This is a genomic window from Hymenobacter chitinivorans DSM 11115 (assembly GCF_002797555.1).
Lineage (GTDB): Bacteria > Bacteroidota > Bacteroidia > Cytophagales > Hymenobacteraceae > Hymenobacter > Hymenobacter chitinivorans.
In genome coordinates this window covers 672,931-697,913 of sequence record NZ_PGFA01000001.1, presented here as the reverse complement: position 1 = coordinate 697,913, position 24,983 = coordinate 672,931, and the positions used below count along the sequence as shown (strand labels likewise).

At 61.7% G+C, this 24,983-nt stretch carries 23 protein-coding genes; 20 read left to right on the top strand and 3 right to left on the bottom strand.

Annotated features, from left to right (window positions below; translation table 11 throughout):
• The first annotated feature begins 140 nt into the window (after positions 1-140).
• From CLV45_RS02815 to CLV45_RS02795, 5 genes are all read left to right on the top strand, one after another.
• On the top strand, positions 141-635 hold the full coding sequence (locus tag CLV45_RS02815) for a YciE/YciF ferroxidase family protein (protein WP_100334872.1): 495 nt from the start codon (positions 141-143) through the stop codon (positions 633-635).
• A gap of 226 nt (positions 636-861) precedes the next feature.
• Entirely contained in the window at positions 862-2,025 is a 1,164-nt protein-coding gene (locus CLV45_RS02810) for an efflux RND transporter periplasmic adaptor subunit (protein WP_100334871.1), read from the top strand.
• Positions 2,026-2,125: 100 nt separating this feature from the next.
• The gene (locus CLV45_RS02805) at positions 2,126-5,224 is read left to right on the top strand and encodes an efflux RND transporter permease subunit (RefSeq protein WP_100334870.1); all 3,099 of its coding nucleotides are present in this window, start codon (positions 2,126-2,128) and stop codon (positions 5,222-5,224) included.
• A gap of 69 nt (positions 5,225-5,293) precedes the next feature.
• Positions 5,294-6,742, top strand: coding sequence for a TolC family protein (locus CLV45_RS02800; RefSeq protein ID WP_170061801.1), 1,449 nt, complete (start codon positions 5,294-5,296; stop codon positions 6,740-6,742).
• An 81-nt stretch (positions 6,743-6,823) separates the two neighbouring features.
• Positions 6,824-7,276, top strand: a complete 453-nt coding sequence (locus CLV45_RS02795; protein ID WP_157807248.1) for a hypothetical protein — start codon at positions 6,824-6,826, stop codon at positions 7,274-7,276.
• A gap of 117 nt (positions 7,277-7,393) precedes the next feature.
• Here CLV45_RS02795 and CLV45_RS02790 read toward each other — a convergent pair whose 3' ends face one another.
• Together CLV45_RS02790 and CLV45_RS02785 are read right to left on the bottom strand one after the other, a co-directional pair.
• The gene (locus tag CLV45_RS02790; protein ID WP_100334867.1) at positions 7,394-8,659 is read right to left on the bottom strand and encodes a zinc dependent phospholipase C family protein; all 1,266 of its coding nucleotides are present in this window, start codon (positions 8,657-8,659) and stop codon (positions 7,394-7,396) included.
• A gap of 142 nt (positions 8,660-8,801) precedes the next feature.
• On the bottom strand, positions 8,802-9,266 hold the full coding sequence (locus CLV45_RS02785; RefSeq protein ID WP_100334866.1) for a MaoC family dehydratase: 465 nt from the start codon (positions 9,264-9,266) through the stop codon (positions 8,802-8,804).
• A 194-nt stretch (positions 9,267-9,460) separates the two neighbouring features.
• Between CLV45_RS02785 and CLV45_RS02780 the strand changes: the two genes are divergently transcribed.
• From CLV45_RS02780 to paaE, 9 genes are all read left to right on the top strand, one after another.
• Positions 9,461-11,044: a SulP family inorganic anion transporter gene (locus CLV45_RS02780; RefSeq protein WP_100334865.1), complete on the top strand. Its 1,584-nt coding sequence runs from the start codon at positions 9,461-9,463 to the stop codon at positions 11,042-11,044.
• 146 nt (positions 11,045-11,190) lie between these two features.
• Positions 11,191-11,886 (top strand): response regulator transcription factor, encoded by a 696-nt coding sequence (locus CLV45_RS02775; RefSeq protein WP_100334864.1) that lies wholly within the window; start codon positions 11,191-11,193, stop codon positions 11,884-11,886.
• Positions 11,883-13,220, top strand: a complete 1,338-nt coding sequence (locus tag CLV45_RS02770) for a sensor histidine kinase (RefSeq protein WP_100334863.1) — start codon at positions 11,883-11,885, stop codon at positions 13,218-13,220. The genes CLV45_RS02775 and CLV45_RS02770 overlap by 4 nt, the downstream gene beginning before the upstream one ends.
• A gap of 651 nt (positions 13,221-13,871) precedes the next feature.
• Positions 13,872-15,140, top strand: a complete 1,269-nt coding sequence (locus tag CLV45_RS02760; RefSeq protein ID WP_100336937.1) for a cation:proton antiporter — start codon at positions 13,872-13,874, stop codon at positions 15,138-15,140.
• Between the two features lie 78 nt (positions 15,141-15,218).
• A complete protein-coding gene (locus tag CLV45_RS02755) occupies positions 15,219-16,112 on the top strand; it encodes a YitT family protein (RefSeq protein ID WP_100334861.1) in 894 nt (297 codons plus the stop codon).
• A 73-nt stretch (positions 16,113-16,185) separates the two neighbouring features.
• Entirely contained in the window at positions 16,186-16,416 is a 231-nt protein-coding gene (locus tag CLV45_RS02750; RefSeq protein WP_157807247.1) for a hypothetical protein, read from the top strand.
• Positions 16,417-16,815: 399 nt separating this feature from the next.
• Positions 16,816-17,997, top strand: a complete 1,182-nt coding sequence (locus tag CLV45_RS02745) for an AMP-binding protein (RefSeq protein ID WP_211289894.1) — start codon at positions 16,816-16,818, stop codon at positions 17,995-17,997.
• Positions 17,998-18,092: 95 nt separating this feature from the next.
• On the top strand, positions 18,093-18,674 hold the full coding sequence (locus CLV45_RS02740) for a TetR/AcrR family transcriptional regulator (RefSeq protein ID WP_100334858.1): 582 nt from the start codon (positions 18,093-18,095) through the stop codon (positions 18,672-18,674).
• A gap of 114 nt (positions 18,675-18,788) precedes the next feature.
• Complete coding sequence (paaE, locus tag CLV45_RS02735; RefSeq protein WP_100334857.1) at positions 18,789-19,868, top strand: 1,2-phenylacetyl-CoA epoxidase subunit PaaE; 1,080 nt, start codon at positions 18,789-18,791, stop codon at positions 19,866-19,868.
• Between the two features lie 115 nt (positions 19,869-19,983).
• On the opposite strand, the gene CLV45_RS02730 is transcribed toward paaE, so the two are convergent.
• Positions 19,984-20,274, bottom strand: a complete 291-nt coding sequence (locus tag CLV45_RS02730; RefSeq protein ID WP_100334856.1) for a GIY-YIG nuclease family protein — start codon at positions 20,272-20,274, stop codon at positions 19,984-19,986.
• 161 nt (positions 20,275-20,435) lie between these two features.
• Here CLV45_RS02730 and paaA point away from each other — a divergent pair, with 161 nt between their 5' ends.
• The 6 genes from paaA to paaI all read left to right on the top strand — a co-directional run bounded on the left by paaA (position 20,436) and on the right by paaI (position 24,914).
• Complete coding sequence (paaA, locus tag CLV45_RS02725; RefSeq protein ID WP_100334855.1) at positions 20,436-21,389, top strand: 1,2-phenylacetyl-CoA epoxidase subunit PaaA; 954 nt, start codon at positions 20,436-20,438, stop codon at positions 21,387-21,389.
• Positions 21,390-21,568: 179 nt separating this feature from the next.
• On the top strand, positions 21,569-21,856 hold the full coding sequence (gene paaB, locus CLV45_RS02720) for a 1,2-phenylacetyl-CoA epoxidase subunit PaaB (protein WP_100334854.1): 288 nt from the start codon (positions 21,569-21,571) through the stop codon (positions 21,854-21,856).
• A 48-nt stretch (positions 21,857-21,904) separates the two neighbouring features.
• Complete coding sequence (gene paaC / locus CLV45_RS02715) at positions 21,905-22,708, top strand: 1,2-phenylacetyl-CoA epoxidase subunit PaaC (protein WP_100334853.1); 804 nt, start codon at positions 21,905-21,907, stop codon at positions 22,706-22,708.
• Complete coding sequence (paaD, locus tag CLV45_RS02710; RefSeq protein ID WP_100334852.1) at positions 22,702-23,208, top strand: 1,2-phenylacetyl-CoA epoxidase subunit PaaD; 507 nt, start codon at positions 22,702-22,704, stop codon at positions 23,206-23,208. Before paaC ends, paaD begins: the two co-directional genes overlap by 7 nt.
• Positions 23,209-23,320: 112 nt before the next feature.
• Entirely contained in the window at positions 23,321-24,502 is a 1,182-nt protein-coding gene (locus tag CLV45_RS02705) for a 3-hydroxyacyl-CoA dehydrogenase NAD-binding domain-containing protein (RefSeq protein ID WP_100334851.1), read from the top strand.
• Positions 24,477-24,914 carry a hydroxyphenylacetyl-CoA thioesterase PaaI gene (paaI, locus tag CLV45_RS02700; RefSeq protein WP_100334850.1) on the top strand — a complete coding sequence of 146 codons (438 nt, stop codon included), beginning with the start codon at positions 24,477-24,479 and terminating at the stop codon, positions 24,912-24,914. The genes CLV45_RS02705 and paaI overlap by 26 nt, the downstream gene beginning before the upstream one ends.
• Positions 24,915-24,983: the final 69 nt, after the last annotated feature.

Here is a 24,983-nt window from a genome sequence, read left to right as displayed (position 1 = left end):
TACGGCGGCGGATACGACTCTGGCGAAGCTCAGCGCTAGTTTTGGGCCGGCCAACCTCCGGCGTTAGGGCCCGTAGAGGAATACTCCTGCCCGGCAGGAACTGGTCTTTTTTCCTCCACAACCCTACTACCCTACTTGCTATGGCTGACAAACTCAAAAGCCTCGACGACCTGTTTCAGGAACAACTGCGCGACTTGTACAGCGCCGAAACCCAGCTGACCAAGGCCCTGCCCGACATGGCTAAGGAAGCCCGCGACCCGCGCCTGCAACAGGCCTTCGACCAGCACCTGACGGAAACCAAAAACCAGCTGGCTCGCCTCGAACAAATTGGCCGCGGCTTGGGACTGAAGCTGGAAGGCCACACCTGCAAAGCCATGCAGGGCCTGGTGGCCGAAGGCAAGGAAACCATTGCCGAAGATGCCACCGACGAGGTAAAAGACGCCGCCCTGATTGCGGCGGCCCAGCGCGTGGAGCACTACGAAATTGCGGGCTACGGCACGGCGGCTCACTACGCGCTGCGCCTGGGCCACTCCGAATCGGCGGAGCTGCTGCGCCAGACGCTGCAGGAAGAGCAAGCCACCGACACGCTACTCAACAACCTGGCTAAGAACTACATCAATGCCAAAGCCATGTAATTAGCCCCGCGCTAAATAGAAAAAGCCTGCAACCAGCAGGCTTTTTTTGTGTCTTACCCCCTGTTACAACAGTACTCCGGCCGGCTTTACCAGAGGCTTATTGCCCGAGGGCCAAACCCGCCGCCGGATTTGACCGAACCCTTCCGGGCAGCCTGTCGTTGTTGAACGTCAATGGTCTACGCCAATTGGCACGGAGTGAATTGAGTTGGGAAATATCCCCTTTTACATGCAATACGAACAAGAAACGGTAGAAACTGAGTCGCGCCCCGGGCGCAAGGTGTTGTGGATTGTACTCACGGTGGCCTTTATTGCCGCCCTGGCCTTTATTAAAATAAAGTATTTTCCTTCCCCGAATGCCGACGCCAAAGGTGGCGGCGCGGGGGGCCGCGGGGCGGCCGGCGGGGGCGGCGGTAAGGGCGGCCCCGGCGGGGCGGGGGGCGGCAAAGGCGGCGCCCAAAAGCTGCCGGTGCAGGTCTACGTGGTGAAGCCCACCAACCTCTCGGACGAAGTGGCCGCTACGGGCTCCGTGCTGGCCGACGAGTCGGTGGTGATTAAGAGCGAGCTGTCGGGCAAGATTACCAGCCTCAACATTCGCGAAGGACAGCCCGTGCGCAAAGGTCAGCTGCTGTTCAGCATCAATGCCGACGAGGCCCAGGCCGCCATCCGCAAGCAGCAGTACAATATTCAGCTGTTTCGGGACCAGGAAAAGCGCCAGCGTACCCTGCTCGACAAAGAATACATCAGCGCCCAGGAATACGAGCAGGCCAATAACCAGCTCCAGACCGCCCAGGCCGATTTGAAAGCCCTGCAGGCGTCGTTGGCCAAGGCCTACGTGCGGGCCCCGTTCGATGGCGTGCTGGGTTTGACTACTGCCACCGTGGGCACTTACGTGAGTCCCGGCACCGAAATTACGACCCTCTCCCGCGTGCGGCCCGTTAAGATTGACTTCGCCGTGCCGGGCCGGTTTGCCAACAACGTGCGGGTGGGCGACGTGGTGAGCGTAACCGACGAGGGCACCAATAAAAAGTACGACGCCAAGGTCTACGCCATTGACCCGCAGATTGACCCGGTGAGCCGCACCCAACCCGTGCGGGCCCGCTACGCCAACGCCCGCAACGAGCTGCGCCCCGGCGCCTTCGTGAAAGTAAACCTGCAGCTGGGTGAGTCGACCGATGCGCTGCAGGTGCCCACGGAGTCGGTGATTCCCGAGGCCAGCGGCTACAGCGTCTACACCGTACAAAAGGGCAAAATGGTGCCGAAGAAAGTCAAGATTGGTATCCGCTCGGATAAAGTAATTCAGATTACCGACGGCCTGGCCGTGGGCGACTCCGTGATTCGCACGGGCATTTTGCAAGTGAAGCCCGGCGACGCGGTACGTGTGACCAAATAGCATTTCACGCAGTGTCTCGCAGTGGTTTCCGCAGGGTTTCGCGGTGGCCGCCCTCTGCGAGACACTGCGCCATCCACCGCGAAACACTGCGTGAAATAACATGAGCTTATCCTCCACAAGTATAAACCGGCCGGTTCTCGCCATCGTGATGAGCCTGGTCATCGTCATCTTCGGCGTTATCGGGTTTCGCTACCTCAGCATCCGGGAATACCCGAGCGTGGACCCGCCCATTATTACGGTGTCGGCCAGCTACACCGGGGCCTCGGCCGACGTAATGCAGGGCCAGGTGACCGAGCCGCTCGAAGAAGCCTTGAACGGCATTGCCGGCATCAAGAACCTGACTTCTAACTCCCGCGACGGGCGTACCCAGATTACAGTCGAGTTTGACCTCGACGCCGACCTGGAAACGGCCGCCAACGACGTGCGCGACAAAGTATCGGGGGCCCAGGGCCGCCTCCCGCGCGACATTGACCCGCCCATTGTGAGCAAGGCCAATGCTGACTCCCAGCCCATTGTCATGACCTACCTCAGCTCCAACCAGCGCACCTTGCTGGAGCTGACCGACTACGCCAACAATACCCTCAAAGAGCGTCTGCAGACCATTCCGGGCGTGTCGGAAGTGCGGGTGTACGGCGAGCGGAAGTACTCCATGCGCCTGTGGATGGACCCCGTGAAGCTCGCCGCCCTGGGCGTGAGCCCCGTGGACGTGCAGGCCGCCCTGACCCGCGAAAACGTGGAGCTGCCCAGCGGCGCCGTGCAGGGCGAAAACACCCAGCTCACGCTGCGCACCATGGGCCGGCTGACCTCGGTCGAGGACTTCAACAACCTGATTATCCGCAAGGATGAGTCGTCGTTGGTGCGCTTCTCCGACGTGGGCTACGCCGAGCTCTACCCCGAAAACGACCAGACCATCTTCAAGGTGAACGGCGTGCCGATGGTGGGCCTGGCCGTGATTCCGCAGCCGGGGTCCAACCAGATTGATATTGCCGACGAGTTCAACAAGCGTATTGCCCTCTATGGCAAGGATTTGCCCAAAGACCTGGTCCTCAAGCCGGGCTTCGACAACTCGGTGTTTATCCGCAAATCCATCAACGAGGTAGAGCACACCATCATCGAGGCCTTCGTGCTGGTGGTCATTATCATCTTCCTGTTCTTGCGCGACTGGCGCTCCACGCTGATTCCGGTGGTGGCCATTCCGGTGTCGTTGGTGGGTATTTTCTTCGTGATGTACCTGCTCGACTTCTCCATCAACGTGCTGACGCTGCTGGCCATCGTGCTGGCCATCGGTCTGGTGGTCGACGACGCCATTGTGGTGCTGGAGAATATTTACTCCCGGATTGAGGAAGGCGAGGACCCGAAAGAAGCCGCCATCAAGGGCTCGGAGGAAATTCTGATGGCCGTTATCAGTACCACGATTGTACTGGCGGCGGTGTTCCTGCCGGTGGTGTTCCTGACCGGTATTACCGGCCGCCTGTTCCGCGAATTTGGCATTGTGGTGGCCGGCTCGGTGCTCATTTCGGCCTTCGTGTCCTTGACCCTGACGCCGATGATGTGCTCGGTACTGCTCAAGCGCGAGGAAACCCACAACTGGTTTTACCGCAAAACGGAGCCCTTCTTTGAGAAGATGATTGGCGGCTACCAGGACAGCCTACAGACGTTTTTGCGCAACCGCTGGCTGGCCTGGCTGGTGGTGGCGGGCACGGGCGTGGGCATCTGGTTTTTCATGAAAGCCATTCCCTCGGAGCTGGCCCCGGTGGAAGACCGCAGCCGCGTCAACATCAACGCCACGGGTCCGGAGGGCGCCTCGTTCGAGTACATGGACGCCTACATGAACCAGATCAGCAAGCTGGCCGTCGATTCGGTGGGGGAAAATAACCTGAGCAGCGTGTTTGCCGTGACTTCGCCCGGCTTCGGGGGCGGCTCCAACTCGGGTACGGCCCGGGTGCTGCTGCTCGACGCCGACAAGCGCCCCGTTACCCAGGACCAGATTGCCACCAAGCTCAGCGCCGGCGTGCGCAAGCTGACGGCGGCCCGCACCTCAGTGTCGCAGGACCAGAGTATTGGCAGCGGCGGCGGGGGTGGCGGCTTGCCGGTGCAGTTCGTTATCCAGACCCAGGACTTCGACAAGCTGCGCACGGCCGTGCCCAAATTCTTGGATGCCGCCCGCCAGGACCCCACCTTCCAGTTCGTGGACGTGAACCTGAAGTTTAATAAGCCCGAGCTGCGCGTGAACATCGACCGGGAAAAGGCCCAGAGCCTGGGCGTATCGGTGCAGAGCATTTCCCAGACGTTGCAGTCGGGCCTGAGCGGGCAGCGCTTCGGCTACTTTATCAAGGAAGGCAAGCAGTACCAGATTATCGGGCAGGTGGCGCGCGAAGACCGTAACCAGCCGCTCGACGTGCGCCTGCTGTCGGTGAAAAGTGCCGACGGCTCGTTGGTGCAGCTCGACAACGTCATCAACCTTTCCGAGAGCAGCACCCCGCCCCAGCTCTACCGCTTCAACCGCTACAACTCGGCCACTTTCTCGGCCTCCCTGGCCCCGGGCAAAACCCTAGGCGACGGTATTGCAGCCATGCGCAGCATCGCCGAGAAAAACCTGGACGACACGTTTTCCACCGAGCTGTCGGGGGCCTCGCGCGACTTTGAGGAAAGCTCCTCGTCACTGCTCTTCGCCTTCGGCCTGGCCCTGGTGCTGATTTATCTGGTGCTGGCGGCCCAGTTCGAAAGCTTCCGCGACCCGGTCATCATCATGGTGACGGTGCCGCTGGCCTTGTCGGGCGCCCTGCTCAGCCTGTGGTACTTCAACCAGACGCTCAACCTGTTTTCGCAGATTGGCATTATCATGCTGGTGGGGCTAGTTACCAAAAACGGTATTCTCATCGTGGAATTTGCCAACCAGCGCGTCGAGTCGGAAGGCGTGGACTACATGACCGGCCTGGTGGAAGGCGCCACGGCCCGCTTCCGCCCCATCCTGATGACTTCACTCTGCGCCATTCTGGGGATTCTGCCCATTGCCATTGCTACCGGCGCAGGCGCCCTGAGCCGGCGCGCCATGGGTATCGGCGTGGTGGGCGGCCTGTTCTTCGCCACGGGCCTGACGCTGTACGTGGTGCCGGTGATGTACTCGTACTTCGCCACGGCCAAAAAGCACGGCAAGAAGAAGGCCGAGGCCGAACCGCAACAAGCCGTAACCGCCTAACCAAAAACAACGCGCGGGCTTCCTTCTTTTTGGTTGGAAGCCCGTATGTCGCTCCACACTTCATTTCGAATGCAGTTTTCCGCCCGTCGTTTTTTCCTTTCACCCGCTGCCCTGCTGCTGTTGGCGTTGCCGCTCACGGCCCGGGCCCAGCAGCCCGTGCCCATGCCCCGGCAGCCCGCCACCCAGCCCCAGGCCAAGGCCCAGACCGAGAAGCCGGTAACCGTGGCCCCGGCCGCCCCGCTGACGCTGGCCGAAGCCATCCGCATCGGTCTGGAAAACAACTACAACATCCGGCTGGCCCGCACCGACGAGCAGATTGCCGCCAACAACGTAACCCGCGGCAACGCCGGGCAGCTGCCCACGGTGAACGGTAACGTGAGCCGCACCTTCAATATCAACAACACCCGGCAGGAACGGGGCGAAACGGCGCCGGTGGTTATCAACGGCGGCAAGGCCAATGCCCTGAACGCCAACCTGACCGGCACCTGGACCATTTTCGACGGGTTCGGAATGTTCATTGCCTACGACCGGCTCAAGGCCCTGAACCAAAGCCAGCAGCAGCTCACCCGGGCCACGCTGGAGGAAACCGTGGCCGACATTACCAGCGCCTACTTTGCCGTGGTGCGGGAGTCGGGCAAAATCAAGTCGATTGAGGAAGCCCTCAAAATCGGGCAGGCCCGTATTGATCTGACCCAGGCCCGGGTAGATGTGGGCGTGAGTGCCAAGGTGGAAGTGCTGACGGCCCGCGTGGATTACAACGCCGACCAGTCGGCCCTGATCCAGCAGCAGGAAGCTTTGGCCACGGCCAAAATCAACCTCAACAACCTGCTGGGCCGCTCAGCCCGCCTCGACTTCCAGCCCGCCGACTCCATCGTGGTGGCCCGCACTCTGGACCGCGACGCGGTGGCCCAGGCCATTCAGCAAAACAACCCCCGCCTGCAGCAGGCCCGCACCAATATTGAAGTGGCCACCTACGACCGGAAGCTGGTGCGGGCCAGCCGCTTTCCCGAAATTGGGTTGCAGAGCGGCTACGGCCTGACCCGCAACATCAATAACGCCTTTCTGATCAACACGGCCCAGGGCAGCGTGCTGAGCTCCAACATCAACCGCGTGTATGGGCCCAGCTACGGCGTGGTGGCCTCGGTGCCCATCTTCGACGGCTTCAACCGCCGCCGCCTCGAGCAGAATGCCCGCATCGGCGAGGAGCAGAGCCAGCTCCAGCTCAGCCAGACTCAGCTGCAGATTGAGGCCGAAGCCGAGCAGGCCTACGCCCAGTACCAAAACCGCCTGCAGCTGCTGGAACTGGAAGAAGCCAACATCCTGCTGGCCCGCGAAAACGTGGCCATTGCCCTGGAGCGCTACCGCCTGGGCCTGCTCACGCCCCTGGCCCTGCGCGAGGCCCAGCGCACCCAGCTCGATGCCGAAGTACGCCTGCTCGACATCCGCTACCAGGCCAAGCAAGCCGAAATCGTGCTGCGCCGCCTGAGCAGCGGCCTGGTGCAGCAGCAGGGCCAGTAAGCCGCCACCGAACCCCACAACCGAAAGCGCCGGAACTCAGCATACCTGAGCTCCGGCGCTTTTTCTATCTTGGGCCTTGTCGTGCTTCGCGCCGAAGCGCCGGTCAGTCCGTTGATGATGTCCGATTTTCAGCCCGCCGCTTTCAGCCTTACCCACCGCCCCGACCTGGGCCTGCTCATCGGGCGCTGGCCCGGCGACGCCCCGGTGCCCGAGCTGCAGGCCGACTTCAAAGCTCTGCTCCAGCAGGCCGAACAGCAGCACGTGGCCCACTGGCTGCTGGATGTGCGCCGCCGCGACCAGCTCAGCCCCGAGCTGGGCCACTGGGCCAACTACACGTTCTACCCCCTGGCCAGTACCCGGCTGGCCCCGCTACTGCTGCGCATTGCCGTGCTCTGCTCCCCCACCCGCCTGGCCGTGTACGACGCCGACGCCGAGCAGCAGGAGTACCTGCGCTACGGGCTGGCGGCCGAGCGGCCCTACCAGCTCCGCCTCTTCTCCGACGAAGGCCAGGCCATGCGCTGGCTGCTCGACTAGCCCGGCACCCACACGCCACGACGGCGAAGAGCAGTGTCCATTTTGGCAATCAGGTGTTGCCCAAGAAGTACGGCAAAAATTCCGCAGCATACCTGGGTGGCTTAACAGTAAGCCGGGCTATTTTACGTCCGTAGCGCGCAGCTGAGTCAGGGCCTCCTGGGTTTCCTTGCGCTTGGCGGCCTCCTTCTCGTCTTCGTCCTTGGGCTCCTTGGGCGTGGTGCCGTAGAAGGCCAGGATATTCTGCTTCTGGGGGCTGCTCAGGCCGTCGAACTTCTCCTTGGCTAGGGTCCGCAGCCACTCGCCGTAGGTTTCGTCGGCCAGGGCGTACTCGCCGGCCTTGGTTTGGTGGCCGGTGTCGAAGTCGGCATTGGCCAGGCGCGGGGCGGCGGCTACGGTGTCTTGGGGCTCCAGCTCCACCAGGGCGCAGTATTTGGTAATTACCTGCCGGAAGCTGGCCTTGAACAGCTCCTGGGCCTGGGGTGTGGGCGGGCGGAAGGCAAAAGGCTTGAGCGGTCCGATTTTGGGCAGCACCCGCACGAAGTACGACAGCACCCGGGCCCCGGTGCCGGGGTGCTCGTAGGCCGTACCGAACTGCTTGCGGAACTTCCGCTCACTCTGCTTGTAGACGTACTCGCGGCGGCGGGCCAGGGGGCTGAGCTTGCGGATGTCCTTTTTCTGGGACTGCCAGGCGGCCCGGCTGGCCACCGGAATCAGCTGGCGCACGGCAAAGCGGAAGGAGCCGATGCTCAGGTCCACGTTGAAAATGACTTTGCCCAGCTCCAGCCCGTAGGTTTTCTTAAACGCCACTTCCAGCACCCGCTTGCTCACCTGAAAGCCCACGGAGCGCTGGTAGTCGCTGGTGCGGTAGCGCCCGTTGGCCACCTGCACCACGTCGAAGGCAAACTCGAGCTGGGTGTGCTGCTTGGGGGCCTCCACGTAGGTAATGACGCTGCCAAACTTCTGGGCCAGTTCGGGGTACACCAGCGGCATGGCCTTGTTGGTGCCTTCGGGGTGGCCGTTGAGGTCGGCGGCGTAGTGGCCCAGCGCGCCCAGGGCAAAGGCGTACTCGTTGCGGTCCTTGGCCTCGTCGAGCAGGTTGCGCACGAAGTCGCCCGAGCGCACGTAGTGGGTCAGGTTGGTAAACAAGACCGAGCCGAAGGGGTAAAAGCCCATGTCCTGAATGATGGAGCCCCCGTAGGCGTAGGCCTTGGCTTCGAGCAGCTGCTCGTCGGTGGCGCCGGGGTAGCGCCGCTGCAGCAGCGGGGCCAGGCACCGTTTCCAGGTCGAGTCAATGTTGGCCTGGTGGGTGAGCACCGAATAGCCGGAGGCGGAAAGCGGCGCGAGCATCAGGGCCCAGGCGCAGCAGAATAACCATTTGAGCATGCAATAGGAAGCTGCCGCGCGGGACGACGATGCCCAGTGGGAAGCCCTGAATGTACGCGAAAGCTGAACCGGAGTTGTAAGGCCGGCCCCAGTGGTAAAATCCGCGCCGCGGGCCGATGAACCCGCGGCGCGGCGCCCCGGCCTAGAGGAAGTGGTAGAGAAAGGTGATAACGCCGGTAAAGGCGGGCTTCTTGGCGTCCTGCACTTCCAGGGTCACTTCGATGCGGGCCTTGGCAATACCGCGCAGGTTCTTTACCGTCAGCACTTTGGCGTGCAGCCGCACGGCGCTGTTTACGGTCACGGCCTGGTTGAAGCGCAGGCTCTCGATTTCGTAGTTGACCTGCATTTTCAGGTTCTCAATCCGGGCAACCTGGGTCCAGAGGTAGGGCAGCAGCGCCACGGTGAGGTAGCCGTGGGCAATGGTGGCCCCGAACGGGGATTCGGCCCGGGCCCGGTCGGGGTCGGTGTGAATCCACTGGAAATCCAGGGTGGCGGCGGCAAACTGGTTGATTTGCTCCTGCGTGATGGTGTGATAAGCCGAGACGCCCAGGTCCTGGCCTTCGTACTGTTCCAGCTCCTGCAGGCTGTTGATAATTACCGTGCTCATGCGGTCCGATTAGGTGGTTTGGGCTGCCAAGGTAAGGCTCTTAGCAGAGTTGCGGGTATCGGCAGCTTGTAGACAGTTTCCGGAGCCCGGGCAACTATGGTGGCAGGCTTCATTCTCTCTTCACTGCCTGCTGGGCAAGTTTGGGACGTTCTTCCGGCTGATCCGGCCGGCCCACCCCACCCTTTCCCGCCTGCATGGCCTTTACCAAACTGGAAGCTCCCGCTAGTAGCCCGACCGGTAGGCGCCGGTATTTCCGGGCCGACGTGCGGGCGGGCTTTCTGGTTTTTCTGCTGGCTTTGCCCCTGAGTATGGCCCTGGCCCACGCCAGTGGCTTCCCGCCCGTGGCCGGCCTGCTGTCGGCTATTGTGGGAGGCGTGGTCGGGGCGCTAGTGGGCGGCCCCGGACTTACCATCAAGGGTCCGGCCGCGGGCCTGGTGGCCCTGGCGGCCAGCGCCGTGCAGGAGCTGGGCCACGGCAACGCCCAGCTGGGCTATAAGCTAACCCTGGCCGTCATTGTGGTGGCCGGGTTGGTGCAGGTTATCTTCGGCTTGCTGCACCTGGGTAGCCTGGGTGAGGTGGTGCCCGCCGCGGCCGTGCGCGGCCTGCTGGCCGCCATTGGCCTGACGTTGATTGCCAAGCAGCTATTCGTATTGACCGGCACCGGGGCCCCAAGCCAGCTGCCGCTTCTGACCGGAATTCCGCGGGCATTTGCCACCCTCAACCCGGCCGTTTGCCTGATTGGCCTCGTGAGCTTGGCACTGCTGCTGGGCCTGCCGCGGCTGCGGGTCCCCGGGCTGCGCCACCTGCCGGCCCCGCTCGTACTGGTGCTGGTGGCGGTGGGGCTGGGCCGCGGCCTGGGCCTCGGCCCCGACTTGCTGGTAAAGCTGCCCGGCAAGCTGACCGACGCGGTAACCTTCCCCGACTTTTCCCAGGTTCTCAGTGGCCCCAGCCTGCGCTACATCGTCTTGTTTGCCCTGGTCGGCTCCCTCGAATCGGTGCTCAGCGCCCGGGCCGTGGACCTGCTGGCGCCCCTGCCAAGCCGGGCCAGCCTGAACCGCGACCTGCTCACCATCGGTATCGGCAACACCCTGGCGGGCTTGGTGGGCGGCCTGCCCCTGATTTCGGAAATCGTACGCTCGTCGGCCAACGTGCGCAGCGGCGCCCAAACGCGCTGGGCCAACTTCTACCACGGCCTGCTGCTGTTGGTACTGGGGGCTTTGGGGGCGCCCCTGCTCACCCAGATTCCGCAGGCGGCCCTGGCGGCGCTGTTGCTTTACACGGGCTTGCAGCTGGTCTGGCCCGGGGAGCTGACGCAGCTGTGGCCCATTAGTGGCGAGCAGCGGGCAGTGTTTTTGGTCACCGTTGGCGTTGCGCTAACGGCCGGCTTGCTCAGCGGAGTTGGGGCCGGCATCGGGGTCAAGCTCCTGATTCATTTGTGGCGCGGCCTACCCCTGCGCCGGATGTTCTGGGCGGCCGTCGATATTGAGCAGGCCACGCCCGGCCTCTACGAAGTGAGAGTACTCGAGGCGGCCGTGTTCAGCAATTACTTCAGCCTGCAAAACCGCCTGGAAACCCTGCCCACCGGCCAGCACATCATCATCGACCTGAGCCAGACCCGGCTCGTGGACCACACCGCCCTGGAAAATCTGGCCCGCTACGCCCAGGACTACGCCCGCAGTGGTGGTCAGCTCACCATTACCGGCCTGCCCCAGCCCGTGTCGGCGCCCCCGGCCACCCGGGTCCGGACGGCGGCCCCGCCCGACCCGGCCCCCGCATGAGGCGGGGCCGGCGTAAAATTTAGCGGGACAGTCGGCGGCGGCTGCCCGTTCTCCCGTATTTTAGCGGGCTTTCCTACCGTCGGGCTCCGCTGGGGCCCGACGGTGGGGTAGCCCATTTTCACCGCTCTGTTTTTCCGCTGCCCCTTATGAACGTTCTGATTGTTGAAGACGACAACGCCCTGGCCCAGGAGCTGGCCCTGTTTCTGCAGCACGAGCACTACCACTGCGACTTTGCCCGCACCGGCGCCGAGGCCTCGGAAAAGCTCTACGTGAACGAATACGACTTCGTGCTGCTCGACCTAGGCCTACCCGACCAGGACGGGCTGCAGCTACTGGCCGAAGCCCGCAAGCAACACAACCTGCAGGCGTCCATCATCATTCTCAGCGCCCGGGGCTCGGTCGATGACCGCATCAGCGGCCTGCAGCTCGGCGCCGACGATTACCTGCCCAAGCCCTATTCGCTCATGGAGCTGGGCTCGCGCATGCAGGCCATTACCCGGCGCAAGCACGGCGTAACCCAGGATACGTTGTCGTTTGGCGGCTTTGTGATTAACCTCAGCGAACGGTCGTTGCGCCACAGCGGGGCGGAAGTGGTGCTCACCCGGCGCGAGTTCGATTTGCTGCACTACCTGCTGCTGCACCGCGGCCGGGTGCTCACGCGCATGCAGCTCAGCGAGCATATCTGGGGCAATATGATCAGCGACCGGGATGACCACGACTCGAACTTTATCGACGTGCACGTCAAGAACATTCGCAAAAAGCTGGGCGCCTTCGACACCCGCGACTGGGTCGAGACGGTGCGCGGCATCGGCTACCGGTTTAAGCCCACCCAGGAAGTGTGAAGCTCCAGCAAAAGCTCGTTCTGCTCACCACCCTTTCCAAGGCCCTGATGGCGGCGGTGCTGCTGCTGGCCCTGCCCTGGATTGTGGAAACCCTGGCCCTGCGCCACACCGACGAGAGCCTGCGCAGCGAGCGGCAGCGGGTAATGCGCCGCATCGAGCAAACCGGCATCGAGAGCTTCCTGACCGAGCCCTACCCCGATCAGAAAGTGCACTACGACTTGCTGCAGGACGAATTTATCGACCTGCGTCACGCCGTGCGCAGCCAGCCCGACACGGTGGCGACCCTGCCCCGGCAGCAGCACGGCGAGCTGGTCGACTTTCGGGTGCTGCGCCACACGTTTCAGCTCAAGGGCCAGGCCTACACCGTCGAAATCGGCAAGAGCATAGCTTCGGTGGAAGACGTGTACGCCCTGCTGCGCTCCTTGGCAGCCTACGCCCTGGCCTTTGCCGTGCTCACCACGCTGCTCATCGAGCTGGGCGTCATCAACTTTTTGCTGCGGCCCGTGGACCAGATTGTGGAGCGGCTGCGGGCCGTGCAGGGCCCCATGCCCCCGCCCCTGCCCCCGCTGCACACCAGCACTTCCGACTTCAAGTACCTGGACGCCACCATTCGGCGGATGCTGCAGAAAATCCGGCTCGTGTTTGAGCAGGAGCGCGAGTTTATTGCCAACGCCTCCCACGAGCTGCTCACGCCGGTTAGTATTCTGCAAAACCGCTTCGAGAACATGCTGCAGGCCGAAAACCTGCCCGAAGAGGCCGAGCAGCAGATTGTCACCTCCCAGCGCACCCTACACCGGCTCACGGCCACGCTGCGCACCCTGCTGATGATTTCGCGCATCGAAAACGAGCAGTACGCCCGCAATGACACGGTGGCCGTGCGCCAGGTGCTGCGCGAAGTAGTGGATGAGCTCGAAGACCGGATTGCCGACGAAAACCTGACCGTGGAGTGGGCCCTGACCGGGGAACCGACCATTATGGCGGCCAACGGCAGCCTGCTATTCACCTTCTTTTACAATTTGCTCAGCAACGCGGTGAAGTACAACCACACCGGCGGGCAAATCCGGATTACGGGCCAGCAGCTGACCGGGCAGCCCTACATGGTGCAGCTCTTTAACACCGGCCGCCCCATTCCGGCCGAGCACCTGCCCCACCTGTTTGAGCGGTTTCGGCGGGCCTCCAACGTGCACACCACCGAAGGCTACGGCCTGGGCTTGGCCCTGGTGCGCACCATTGCCCAGTTTCACGCCTTTCGTTTGCAGGTGGCTTCCAACGAGCAGGGCACTACCTTCACCATCTGGCTGCCCACGGCCACGCTGCGGCACGGCGCAGTCTGATTACCCCGGGTCGGCGGCCAACTCGGGGGCCGGAGCTGCGTTAGATAAGTTCGTCCTCATCCTGTGCCGCTTATTCCTGACCTCATTGCCTAGCCCGGTTTCCATAGCGCTCCGCCTGCGGGCTTTCCTGCTGCTCGGGCTACTGCTGCGGCTGGCCGTTTCCTCCGCCTGGGCCGCAGCGCCCCGGGCCGCGGTGGTGCGCCCCGCCCGGGCCGCCACGACGCAACAGGCGCGCCTCACCCGGCCGAAGGCTCTGCACCAGGAAGCCAATACTCCGTCCTACTTGGGGCTATTCCGGCCGGATGTAGCAGCAGCGGCGCTCCTGCCTACCCCTGCTTTCTACAGCCCGAACCGGATTTATCCTGCCGCCCTTTATCAGGCGACGCCGCCGCTGACCCGGCCTGTTTGGCCGCTGCTCCGGCTGCGGCTGCGGGCTTCTCTTTCTCCGAATGCCCCGTAAGACCCGCCGCCCGTAGCTGGGCGGCAACACCTTGCCGCGCCAGCCTGTTTTTGCCTGCGGCCAAACCAGTTGGTTCGGCGCTGAAGCCCTGTTTAGTTACTGCGGCGGTTCAATCCATGTATAGCTGTGCCCGGTTCGGCTGCCCACGTCGGCGGCCGATGCTGGGCGTGGCTGGTATTTTCCTTTTTTCCATGCCGGTTTACACTACCACTCTGGTTATTCTGGGGGTGGCCATACTGGGCGTGGCCTGGCTGCCTTCCCTGCTCGAAAAGTATCCGCTTTCGTATCCGGTCCTTTACCTGGGCCTGGGCATGGCCATCTACGCCCTGCCCCTGGAGCTGCCCACCGACCCGTTTCGGCACCAGACGCTGGTGACCCACGTGTCGGAGCTGTGCGTGCTGGTGGCCCTCACCGGTACCGGTCTGAAAATTGACCGGGTCTTTTCCTTCCGAACCTGGCGGACGCCCCTGCTGCTGGTGCTGGTACTCATGGTGCTTACCATTGCCGGCCTTACGCTGGCGGGCTGGGCCCTGGTGGGCCTGCCTCTGGCCAGCGCCCTGCTGCTGGCCGCCGCCCTGGCCCCCACCGACCCCGTGCTGGCCGGCGACGTGCAAGTGGGGGACCCGGGCGAAGGGCGGGAAGACAACGTGCGCTTTGCCCTCACCGGCGAGGCCGGCCTTAACGACGGCCTGGCTTTTCCCTTCGTGTACCTGGCCCTGGCCCTGCTGCCCGCTACCGGCTCGTTGGCGGCCACGCTCGGGCACTGGCTGTGGCTGGACGTGGTGTACCGCACGGGGGCCGCGCTGGTCTTCGGGATAGTGTCGGGCAAGCTGCTGGCTTACCTGATTTTTAATCTGCCCAAGCGCATCAGCATCAAGGCCGGGGCTTACGGCTTCGTGGCCCTGGCCGTCACGCTCATTACCTACGGCCTCACCGAGCTGGTGCACGGCTACGGCTTCCTGGCCGTGTTTGTGGCCGCCGTCACGTTGCGCAGCCACGAGCGGCGCCACGAGTACCACCGGCAGATGCACGCCTTCACCGACCAGCTGGAGCGCCTCTTCATCGTGGTCATTCTGATTCTCTTCGGAGGGGCCATTATGCGCGGCCTGCTCTCGGAGCTGACCTGGCCCGGGGCCTTGCTGGGCTTGCTGCTCATTCTGGTTATCCGGCCCCTGGGCGGCATGCTCACCCTGGCCCGCTCCCCGCGCGTGACGCTGGCCGAGCGCGCCGTTATTTCTTTCTTTGGCATCCGGGGCATCGGCTCTATTTTCTACCTGTCTTTTGCCCTTTCTCAGGCTCATTTTCCCGCCCCGCGGCAGCTGTGGTCTATCCTGGGGTTTACCATGCTGGTTTCCATTGGCTTGCACGGTATTCTGGCCACGCCGGTTATGAATTGGCTGGACCGCCGCCACGGCCGTACAATAACGGCCGAGCTTAGCCAGACCGCCGAAGCGGACTAACGTTTACTTCCCCTCCTGAGCATGCTTATTCCCCAGCTTATCGTTCTGCGCCAGCTGCGCCAACGTCTTTCTTCGCCTATGGCATCTGTACCAGCCCCCGCCGCCGAGCCGGGTCATCTGTTCCAAAAAGTAAAAAGCGTGGGCCTGATTGTGCTTGGCATCTTGTGCGCCGGTATGGGCCTCAAAGGCTTTCTGCTGTCCAGCCACTTCATTGATGGCGGCGTCACGGGCATCTCCATGCTCATATCGGCGGCCCTGGGCGTGCCCTTGTCGTGGCTGCTGCTCATCATCAATCTGCCCTTCGTCATTCTGGGCTACCGGCAGATTGGGCTGGGCTTTGCCCTGAAAAGCGCCGCCGCCATTGCCGGCCTGTCGTTGGCCCTGGCCGTGGTGCCCTACCCCGACGTAACCAAGGACCTGTTGCTGACGTCGGTCTTCGGCGGAGTGTTCATCGGGGCCGGTATCGGGCTGGCCATGCGGGGCGGGGCCGTCCTCGACGGCACCGAAGTAGCGGCCCTGCTCATCAACAAGCACACGCCCCTGCTCAAAGTCAGTGACGTAATTCTGGTGCTGAACGTGTTTATTTTCGGCGTGGCGGCCTTTGTGCTGGGGGTTCAAACGGCCATGTACTCGATTCTGACTTACGTGGCAGCTTCCAAAACCCTGGATTTTTTGCTCAACGGCATCGAGCAGTACACCGGCGTCACCATTATTTCGGCCCGCAGCGAGGCTATCCGGGAGGCTATTACCACCAACCTGGGCCGGGGCGTGACCATCTACCAGGGCAAGCGGGGCTTCGGCAAGCGCGGCGACCGGGACCTGGATATGGACATCGTCTTTACCGTCGTGACCCGCCTCGAGCTGCCCCAGCTGCGCACCGAAGTCCGCCGCCTCGACCCCCAGGCCTTCGTGATTCAACACAGTATCGACGACGCGGAAGGCGGCATGGTCAAGAAGCGGCCGTTTCACTAATGAGCTCTGCTTCATGCTGATTTCATTCGGCTGGGCCTAATCTCGCAACATGCTAGCGTACTCCCAATTCCAAATGCTCTCCGCCACCGAGCAACAGGCCTACGTCAAAACCTGGGGCATTTTTATGGTGACCCGCACCACCGGCACGTTCGTCATAGACCTCTACTACCTCGACCAGTACTACTGCGAGCTGTGGCGGCAGCAGCCCTCCTCGGCCGTGGCCTACCTGCACCCCTTCACCGACCAGGCCGGCCTTTACCCCTACCTCAGCCTGATCAGCCTGCCGCACAACCTGCTGGCCTAGCCGCGGGCTGTGTTCTGCTCAACACGCGCAAACGCTGGCCCTACCTTCCCACCGAAGGCGGCGCCAGCGTTTATTTTTTATTGACTGTCAATTGGTTACAATCAACTAAGCCCATTGTGAATCGACGGCAACCCGAAGGATTTACCGGCGGGGCGGGCTCACAAACTAACAAACGTTTGTTTTTGTAAGTAAAGCCGTCTACTTTTAGTTGTCTTTAGCCACTTTTCAGCCCCGCCGCCCATGCTCTTCCAGCCAGAACTTGAACGGATGCCGCTTGCCCAGCTGCGGGAATTGCAGAATGTGCGACTAAAACAGCAAGTAGAGTACGTGTATCACCGGGTGCCTTTTTACAAGGCTAAGCTCGATGCCTTGGGCGTCCACCCTTCTGCTTTTAGCGGTTTGGCCGACCTTACTAAGTTGGGCTTTACCCGCAAAACCGACTTCCGCGACAACTACCCCTTTGGCCTGTTTGCCGTGCCCCAACCCGAGGTGGCGCGCCTGCACTGCTCCAGCGGCACTACCGGCAAGGCCACTGTGGTGGGCTACACGGCCCACGACCTCAGTATTTTTGCCGAAGTAGTAGCCCGCTCCCTGGCCGCGGCGGGCTGCCAGCCGGGCATGAAGCTGCAAAATGCCTACGGCTACGGCCTGTTTACCGGCGGCCTGGGCATCCACTACGGGGCCGAGAAGCTGGGCCTCACCGTCATTCCCGTCTCGGGCGGGGGCACCGACCGGCAGCTGCAGCTGCTCCAGGATTTCCGGCCCGAAATCATCTGCGCCACGCCCTCCTACGCCCAGGTGCTGGCCGAGGAAATTCAGCGCCGCGGTATTGCGCCCGAAGCACTCAATCTGCAGTATGCGGCCCTCGGCGCCGAGCCCTGGACAGAAACCATTCGGCAGCAGGTAGAAAGCGGCCTGGGCGTGCAAGCCACCAACATTTACGGGCTGAGCGAAATCATGGGGCCGGGCGTGTCCCAGGAAGATGTACACGAGCGGGGTACTGGCAGCTACATCTGGGAAGACCATTTCCTGCCCGAAGTAGTGGACAAAGACACGGGGGAGCCGGTGGCCGAGGGGGAGTTGGGCGTGCTGGTCTTTACGACCCTGACCAAGCAGGCCATGCCCATTCTGCGCTACTGGACCAACGATATTACCAACCTCTACTACGGCGAGTCGCGGAGCCGCACCCACGTCAAGATGGGCCCGATTCGGGGCCGGGCCGACGATATGCTCATTATCCGCGGCGTCAACTTCTTCCCCACCCAGGTCGAGGCCATTCTCAGCGGGCTGGACAACGTGAGTCCGTACTACCAAGTGGTGGCCTCCCGCCGCGGCAGCCTGGATGAGGTGGAAGTCAGCGTGGAAATAAGCGAGGAGCTGATGCGCCGCCTGGAGCTGGCCGCCGTAACGGAAGCCGCCGTGGAGCAGCACGAGTGCCTGCGCACATTACAGGGCACGCTGGTCAAGAAAATCAAGGACAACATTGGGCTGAGCATGAAAGTACACCTGCGGGGCTTCGGGCAGCTGCCGCGCAGTGAGGGCGGCAAGATGAGCAAAGTTCAGGACCTGCGTGGCCGCTAACCGGGGCACTATGCATAAATGCGGGGCTTCTTCTAGCTTTACCCTCCACTACTCCCACCCGCCCCCACGTGCACGTCTAATTCTCTGTAAGCTGAATGGCTAAAAAAGCTAAAACCAACAAACGGCAGGTGATTCTGGAAGAAGCCGCCAAGCTCTTCAAAGCCAAAGGCTTCGGGGGCACTTCCATGCGCGACCTGGGCTCCCAGGTAGGCATGGAGGCGGCCAGTATGTACAACCACATCAGCTCCAAGGACGACATTCTGGAAAGCATCTGCTTCCATGTCTCGAACACCTACATTTCCCAGCTTCACGAAATCGAGCAGCTGCCGGTGTCCTACGTCGACAAGCTCAAGGCCCTGATCCGGCTCCACATCCGCCTCATGATTGAGGACGGCGCGGCCGTATCGGTGGCCAATAACGACTGGAAATACCTCAGCGACGACAAGCTCCAGCAGTTCAAGGACGCCCGTAAAACCTATGAAAAGGGCTTTGCCGAGCTCATCGAGCAAGGTATTGCGGCCGGCGAGTTTCAGCCCATGAACGTGTCGGTAGCCCTGTTCACGATTCTGTCGGCCGTGCGCTGGGTGGAGCTCTGGTACCGCCCCGGCCGCGGCATTACGGCCGAGGAGCTGGAAGAAAACATCATGACCATCCTGCTCAATGGATTGGCTAAATAGAGTTGTTAGTTGCTGGTTGTAAGTTGTTAGGATCCACTGTCGGTTGTTATCATAACGGACAACTAACAACGAGCAACTGACAACTGACAACGAGCAACTAACAACTAAACCTGAATGAGTCGATTTCACAAAGTCCGCATCAAGCGCATCGAAAAGGAAACGCCCGACAGCGTGGTGGTATCACTGGACGTGCCCGAGGACCTGCGCGACACGTTTCGCTTCACCCAGGGCCAGTACCTGACCTTCCGGCGGGAGCACAACGGCGAGGAATTGCGCCGCTCCTACTCCATTTGCAGCAGTCCGCTGGAAAACGAGTGGCAGGTGGCCATCAAGAAAGTGCCCGAAGGCCGGTTTTCCTCGTCGGCCGTGGATACGTTCAAGGTGGGCGAAGAGCTGGACGTGATGCCGCCCGCGGGGCATTTCTTCACCGAGCTGCGCCCCGAGCAGGCCAAGCACTACGTCATGTTTGCGGCCGGCAGCGGGATTACGCCCGTCTTCAGCATCATCAAAACCGTGCTGCTGACCGAGCCCCAGAGCCAGGTCACGCTGATTTATGGCAACCGGGGTCGCAACTCCATCATCTTCAAAGAGGGCATCGAGGCGCTCAAGAATAAGTTTCTCAAGCGCCTGAGCGTGTACCACATCCTGAGTCGGGAGCAGGGCGACACCGACCTGCTCTTCGGCCGCATCGACCAGGCCAAAGCCGAGCTGTTCCTGCAGAAAATCCTGCCCCCGAGCCAGATTGACGAGTGCTTTATCTGCGGCCCCGAGGAAATGATTCTGGGCGTAAAAGCCGCTCTGACGGGCGCTGGCGTGGCCCCCGAGAAGATTCATTTCGAAATGTTCGGCACCGCGGGCGGGGGCAAAACCCAGGCCGGACCGGCCAAAGCACGCCCCGCAGGCGAAGACGACAAGCACAGCCAAGTCACGGTGCAGCTCGACGGCAACACCCGCATCCTGGAAATGTCGTACTACGGCAACACCATTCTGGACGCCCTGCTCGAAACCGGCGTAGACGCGCCCTACTCCTGCAAAAACGGCATGTGCAGCACCTGCCGCTGCCGGGTTATCGAGGGCCAGGTGGAAATGGACGTCAACTACTCCCTCTCCGACACCGAAGTGGCTAAAGGCTACGTCCTCTCCTGCCAGGCCCGCCCCACCTCGGAAAAGGTGAAGGTGGATTTCGACCAGTAGAACAGCGCAACGGCCGTCATGCAGAGCGTAGCGAAGCATCTCGCGTGCTGACGTTGCAATGGTATTAACCATTCGTGCAAGATGCTTCGCGGCGCTCTACATAACTAGATAAGCATCAACCACTCCAGGTCTGTAGGTCAATAACTTTCCACTCAGGGTTTGTAGTAGTAATCAACGCTTCTTTCTTAGCCCTGCTCCAGCCTTTAATTTCTTTTTCCCGCCCAATGGCCTGCACGGCATCTGCACATACTTCAAAATACACAAGCAGATTACACTGGTAACGTCCAGTGAAGTTTCCGGCAGTACCTAAGTTCTGACCATGCTCATAAAGGCGCCTTTGCAAGTCATTCGTAACGCCAGTATATAGAACTGTGTGAGCCGGATTCGTGAGCAAATACACGTACATAGCAGATAGAGTTGAATAAGCAGCCTAATATACTATTGCAACGTCAGCACGCGAGATGCTTCGCTACGCTCTGCATGACGGTCCCACGTATGAAATCATTCAAACCCGATATTTTTCTTACTTTTAACTAACGAATGTTAGTTAAACTTTGTTGAAAGCGCATGGAAACGGTAGAAATCAACCTCGAAGAGCAGTTTCAGGCCCGCATTGACGCGGACGTTCGTATTGAGCCCAAGGACTGGATGCCCGATGCGTACCGCAAAACGCTGATCCGGCAAATTTCCCAGCACGCCCACTCCGAGCTGGTCGGCATGCTGCCCGAAGGCAACTGGATTACCCGCGCCCCTTCACTGAAGCGCAAGTCCATTCTGCTGAGCAAAGTGCAGGACGAAGCCGGCCACGGCCTCTACCTCTACTCGGCCGCCGAAACCCTGGGTGCGTCGCGGGACCAGATGCTGGCCGACCTGCACTCGGGTAAAGCCAAGTATTCCAGCATTTTCAACTACCCTACGCTTTCCTGGGCCGATATGGGCACCGTGGGCTGGCTCGTGGACGGCGCCGCCATCCTGAACCAGGTACCGCTGTGCCGCACGTCGTACGGCCCGTACGCCCGGGCCATGGTGCGGGTGTGCAAGGAAGAAAGCTTCCACCAGCGCCAGGGCTTCGAAATCATGCAGACGCTCTGCGAAGGCGCGCCCGAGCAGAAAGCCATGGCCCAGGAAGCCCTGAACCGCTGGTGGTGGCCCACGCTGATGATGTTCGGTCCCAAAGACGCCGACTCACCCAACACCGAGCAGAGCATGAAATGGCGCATCAAGCGCTTCACCAACGACGAGCTGCGCCAGAAGTTCGTGGACATGATGGTGCCCCAGGCCGAGTTCCTGGGCCTGACCGTGCCCGACCCCGCGCTACAGTGGAACGAGACGAAGAAAGGCTACGACTTCGGCGACGTGAACTGGGAAGAATTCTGGAACGTGGTGAAGGGCAACGGTATGTGCAACAAGGACCGCCTCGGCGCCCGGGTAAAAGCCCACGAGGAAGGTGCCTGGGTGCGCGAAGCCGCCCTGGCCCACGCCAAGAAACGCGCCGAGCGCGCCGAAACCCAGGCCGCGTAACTCTGCCAAACACTCCAGAACGTCATGCAGAGGCGCAGCCGAAGCATCTCGCGTGCTGACGTTGGGTTACTACTCATCCTAAACACGCAAGATTCCTCGCCAAGGCTTGGAATGACGTTCTTGTTTCGCCACTACTACCGTGAAACTCACCATTTCACCACTTCACAATTTCACCTCCAATGACGCAATCCGAATGGCCGCTGTGGGAAGTTTTCATCCGCAGCAAGCAGGGTCTCGACCATAAGCACGTAGGCAGTCTGCACGCCGCCGACGCCACCATGGCCATCCAAAACGCCCGCGACGTGTACACCCGCCGCCTCGAAGGCATCAGCATCTGGGTCGTGGAAAGCAAGCACGTGCACGCCTCCAACCCCGACGATGCCGAGGCTTTTTACGACCCGGCCAACGACAAAGTGTACCGGCACCCGACCTTCTACCAGGTCCCGGACTCCATCAAGCACATGTAAGTTGTCGGCCCCTCCGCGCCGACCTTTCCCGTCTTAACTCTGCCCGCTATGCAAGTTGCCCCTTCCGAAACCGCCGCCCTGAACTCGTACTCGCCCGAACTGCGGCAGCAGCTGTTTCAGTACGTGCTGCAGCTGGCCGATACCAGCCTGATTCTGGGTCACCGCCTCTCGGAATGGTGCGGGCACGGCCCCGTGCTGGAGCAGGACCTGGCCATGGCCAACATTGCCCTCGACCTATTGGGCGAAACCCGCAGCCTCTACCAGTACGCCGCCGAACTGGAAGGCCAGGGTCGCACCGAAGATGATCTGGCCTTTTTACGCTTGGCCGTGGAGTACAAAAATCCCTTGCTGGTGGAACAGCCTAACGGCGACTTCGCCGACACCGTGACCCGGCAGTTTTTGTTCGACAACTTCCACTACCACTTTCTGCGGGAGCTCAAAAACAGCCCCGATGAGCGTCTGGCCGCCATTGCCGAAAAAGCCGTGAAGGAAGCCGCCTACCACCTCAAGTGGAGCTCGGAGTGGATGATTCGCCTGGGCGACGGTACCGAGGAAAGCCGTAAGCGCCTCGACAAAGCCCTGGATACCCTCTGGCGCTATTCAGGGGAGTTGACCAAGGCTACAGCTGCCGAACAGGCGCTGCGGGCGGCCGGCATCATTCCGGATTATGCCGGCCTGCTGCCCGCCATGGAAGCCCACCTGCACCACGTGTTTCAGGAAGCCACATTGCCGGTGCCCCAGGGCGTGTTTATGATGACCGGCGGTAAGGAAGGCCGGCACACCGAGCACCTGGGCTACATTCTGGCCGAGCTGCAGTACATGCAACGCACTTATCCGGGCCTGCAATGGTAAGCACTGCGCCCACCGAGGAACGCATCTGGCAGCTGCTGGAAGAAGTGTCGGACCCCGAGGTGCCCGTGCTAAGCATTCTGGATCTGGGCATCGTACGCGGCGTCAAAGTCGAGGGTGAGCAGGTCACGGTGAGCATCACGCCGACCTACTCGGGCTGCCCGGCCATGAATACCATTGCCACCGAAATCCGGCTGCGGCTGCTGGCTGAAGGCATCACCCAAGTGACGATTCACAACCAGCTCAGCCCCGCCTGGACCACTGACTGGATGAGCCAAGCCGGCCGCGAAAAGCTGGAAGCCTACGGCATTGCCCCACCCGTCGATGGTACCGCTACCGGCCACGTGCTCAACCTTTTCGGCAAGGATACCGCCGTGCGCTGCCCGCTCTGCAAGTCTGACCACACTCACCTCATCAGTCAGTTCGGCTCCACGGCCTGCAAAGCCCACTACCAGTGCGACGACTGCCACGAGCCCTTCGACTACTTCAAATGCCACGCGTGAGGTGAATGAGTGATTGAGTGAATGAGTGAAGTACGCCATTACGCCGCTTGCGCTAATTGACCTCTTCGTTCATCCACCACTTCACTCATTCACTCATTTACTCATTCACTCTATGATCATCGGAATTATCGGCAGCGGCGCTATGGGCGCGGGAATTGCGCAGGTGGTAGCTACTGCCGGCCATACGGTGCGGCTGCTCGACCAAAACCGCCAGGCCCTGGAACGTGCCGGTAAGTCGATTCAGGGCAGCTTGGAGAAGCTGGCCGAGAAAGGCAAGCTGACCGCCGAGAAAGCCGCCGACATTTTCGGCCGCCTGCACCTGACGGAAGACATTGGCGCGTTCAACGACTGTGAGCTGGTGCTCGAAGCCATTGTGGAAGACCTGGCCGTGAAGCAGCAGCTGTTTCGGGAAGTGGAAATGCTGGTGCCTGAAACCTGCATTTTGGCCAGCAATACGTCTTCCTTGTCCATTGCGTCCATTGCCGCGGCCTGCCAGAAGCCCGAGCGGTTTATCGGCATTCACTTCTTCAACCCCGCCCCCGTTATGCAGCTGGTTGAGGTGATTCCGGCGGTGCAAACGCGTGAAGGGCTGGCCGAGGAAGTGCGGGATTTGGTGCAAAGCTGGGGCAAGCTGCCGGTGCTGACCAAGGACACTCCGGGCTTCATCGTCAACCGCGTGGCCCGGCCTTTCTACGGTGAAGCCATCCGGATTCTCGAAGAAGGAATTGCCGACGTGGCCACCATCGACTCGGCAATGACCGAGCTGGGCGGCTTCCGCATGGGCCCGTTTACGCTCATGGACTTTATCGGCCACGACGTGAACTACCGGGTTACGGAGTCGGTTTTCGCCGCCTTTTTCTTTGACCCGCGCTTCAAGCCGTCCTTTACCCAGAAGCGCCTGTTCGAGGCCGGCTACTACGGGCGTAAGTCGGGCCGGGGCTTCTACAGCTACGCCGAAGGCGCCGTGCAGCCCGAACCGAACCGTGACGAAGCCCTGGGCCGCACCATCCTGAACCGCGTTTTGGCCATGCTCATCAACGAAGCCGTGGACGCGCTGGCGTTTAACGTTGCTTCCAAAGAAGACCTGGAGCTGGCTATGACCAAGGGCGTGAATTACCCCAAGGGCCTGCTCGCCTGGGCCGACGACCTGGGCCTGCCCACCGTGCTGGCTATCCTCGACGAGCTCTACGACGAATATCACGAAGACCGCTACCGCGCCAGCGCGTTGCTGCGCCGCATGGTGCGTCAGAACCAGACGTTCTTTCAGCATGAGTCAGCCCTCAGCCACCAATAACGAGCTGGCCGAAGCCGTCAAGGAGCGGATGCTCCAAAATGACGCCTTCAGCCGGCTGCTCGGCCTGGAAGTGGACGAAGTGGGTCCCGGCTACTGCCGCCTGCACTTCACCGTGCGCCCCGATATGCTCAACGGCTTCCAGGCCCTGCACGGCGGCGTCACGTTCTCCGCCGCCGACTCGGCCTTCGCTTTTGCCTGCAACAGCCACGGCCGCCATAGCGTGGGCCTTTCGGTCACCATCGACTACCTCGAAGCCGGCAAGCTCGGCGACGTTATTACCGTGGAAGCCCGGGAAGAAGGCCTCAAACACAAAGTCGGCGTGTACGCCATTCGCCTCACCAACCAGCACGGCACGCTACTGGCCCTGTTTAAAGGCACCGCCTACCGCACCAGCAATGAAATTGTGAAATAGTGAGATGGTGAGTTTGCTGTTCAACCCGCGCAAAACTGCGCCAGCGAAACGACAACTCACCAGTTCACC

Bases quoted from the DNA above. Each gene is read 5' to 3' on its own strand.
- CLV45_RS02805 (WP_100334870.1), top strand. From the start codon at position 2,126: ATGAGCTTATCCTCCACAAGTATAAACCGGCCGGTTCTCGCCATCGTG.
- paaE (WP_100334857.1), top strand. From the start codon at position 18,789: ATGAGTCGATTTCACAAAGTCCGCATCAAGCGCATCGAAAAGGAAACG.
- CLV45_RS02755 (WP_100334861.1), top strand. From the start codon at position 15,219: ATGGCATCTGTACCAGCCCCCGCCGCCGAGCCGGGTCATCTGTTCCAA.
- paaD (WP_100334852.1), top strand. From the start codon at position 22,702: ATGGTAAGCACTGCGCCCACCGAGGAACGCATCTGGCAGCTGCTGGAA.
- CLV45_RS02800 (WP_170061801.1), top strand. From the start codon at position 5,294: ATGCAGTTTTCCGCCCGTCGTTTTTTCCTTTCACCCGCTGCCCTGCTG.
- CLV45_RS02785 (WP_100334866.1), bottom strand. From the start codon at position 9,266: ATGAGCACGGTAATTATCAACAGCCTGCAGGAGCTGGAACAGTACGAA.
- CLV45_RS02750 (WP_157807247.1), top strand. From the start codon at position 16,186: ATGCTCTCCGCCACCGAGCAACAGGCCTACGTCAAAACCTGGGGCATT.
- CLV45_RS02775 (WP_100334864.1), top strand. From the start codon at position 11,191: ATGAACGTTCTGATTGTTGAAGACGACAACGCCCTGGCCCAGGAGCTG.
- CLV45_RS02815 (WP_100334872.1), top strand. From the start codon at position 141: ATGGCTGACAAACTCAAAAGCCTCGACGACCTGTTTCAGGAACAACTG.
- CLV45_RS02740 (WP_100334858.1), top strand. From the start codon at position 18,093: ATGGCTAAAAAAGCTAAAACCAACAAACGGCAGGTGATTCTGGAAGAA.
- CLV45_RS02760 (WP_100336937.1), top strand. From the start codon at position 13,872: ATGCCGGTTTACACTACCACTCTGGTTATTCTGGGGGTGGCCATACTG.
- paaC (WP_100334853.1), top strand. From the start codon at position 21,905: ATGCAAGTTGCCCCTTCCGAAACCGCCGCCCTGAACTCGTACTCGCCC.
- CLV45_RS02730 (WP_100334856.1), bottom strand. From the start codon at position 20,274: ATGTACGTGTATTTGCTCACGAATCCGGCTCACACAGTTCTATATACT.
- CLV45_RS02810 (WP_100334871.1), top strand. From the start codon at position 862: ATGCAATACGAACAAGAAACGGTAGAAACTGAGTCGCGCCCCGGGCGC.
- CLV45_RS02780 (WP_100334865.1), top strand. From the start codon at position 9,461: ATGGCCTTTACCAAACTGGAAGCTCCCGCTAGTAGCCCGACCGGTAGG.
- CLV45_RS02705 (WP_100334851.1), top strand. From the start codon at position 23,321: ATGATCATCGGAATTATCGGCAGCGGCGCTATGGGCGCGGGAATTGCG.
- paaI (WP_100334850.1), top strand. From the start codon at position 24,477: ATGAGTCAGCCCTCAGCCACCAATAACGAGCTGGCCGAAGCCGTCAAG.
- paaA (WP_100334855.1), top strand. From the start codon at position 20,436: ATGGAAACGGTAGAAATCAACCTCGAAGAGCAGTTTCAGGCCCGCATT.
- paaB (WP_100334854.1), top strand. From the start codon at position 21,569: ATGACGCAATCCGAATGGCCGCTGTGGGAAGTTTTCATCCGCAGCAAG.
- CLV45_RS02790 (WP_100334867.1), bottom strand. From the start codon at position 8,659: ATGCTCAAATGGTTATTCTGCTGCGCCTGGGCCCTGATGCTCGCGCCG.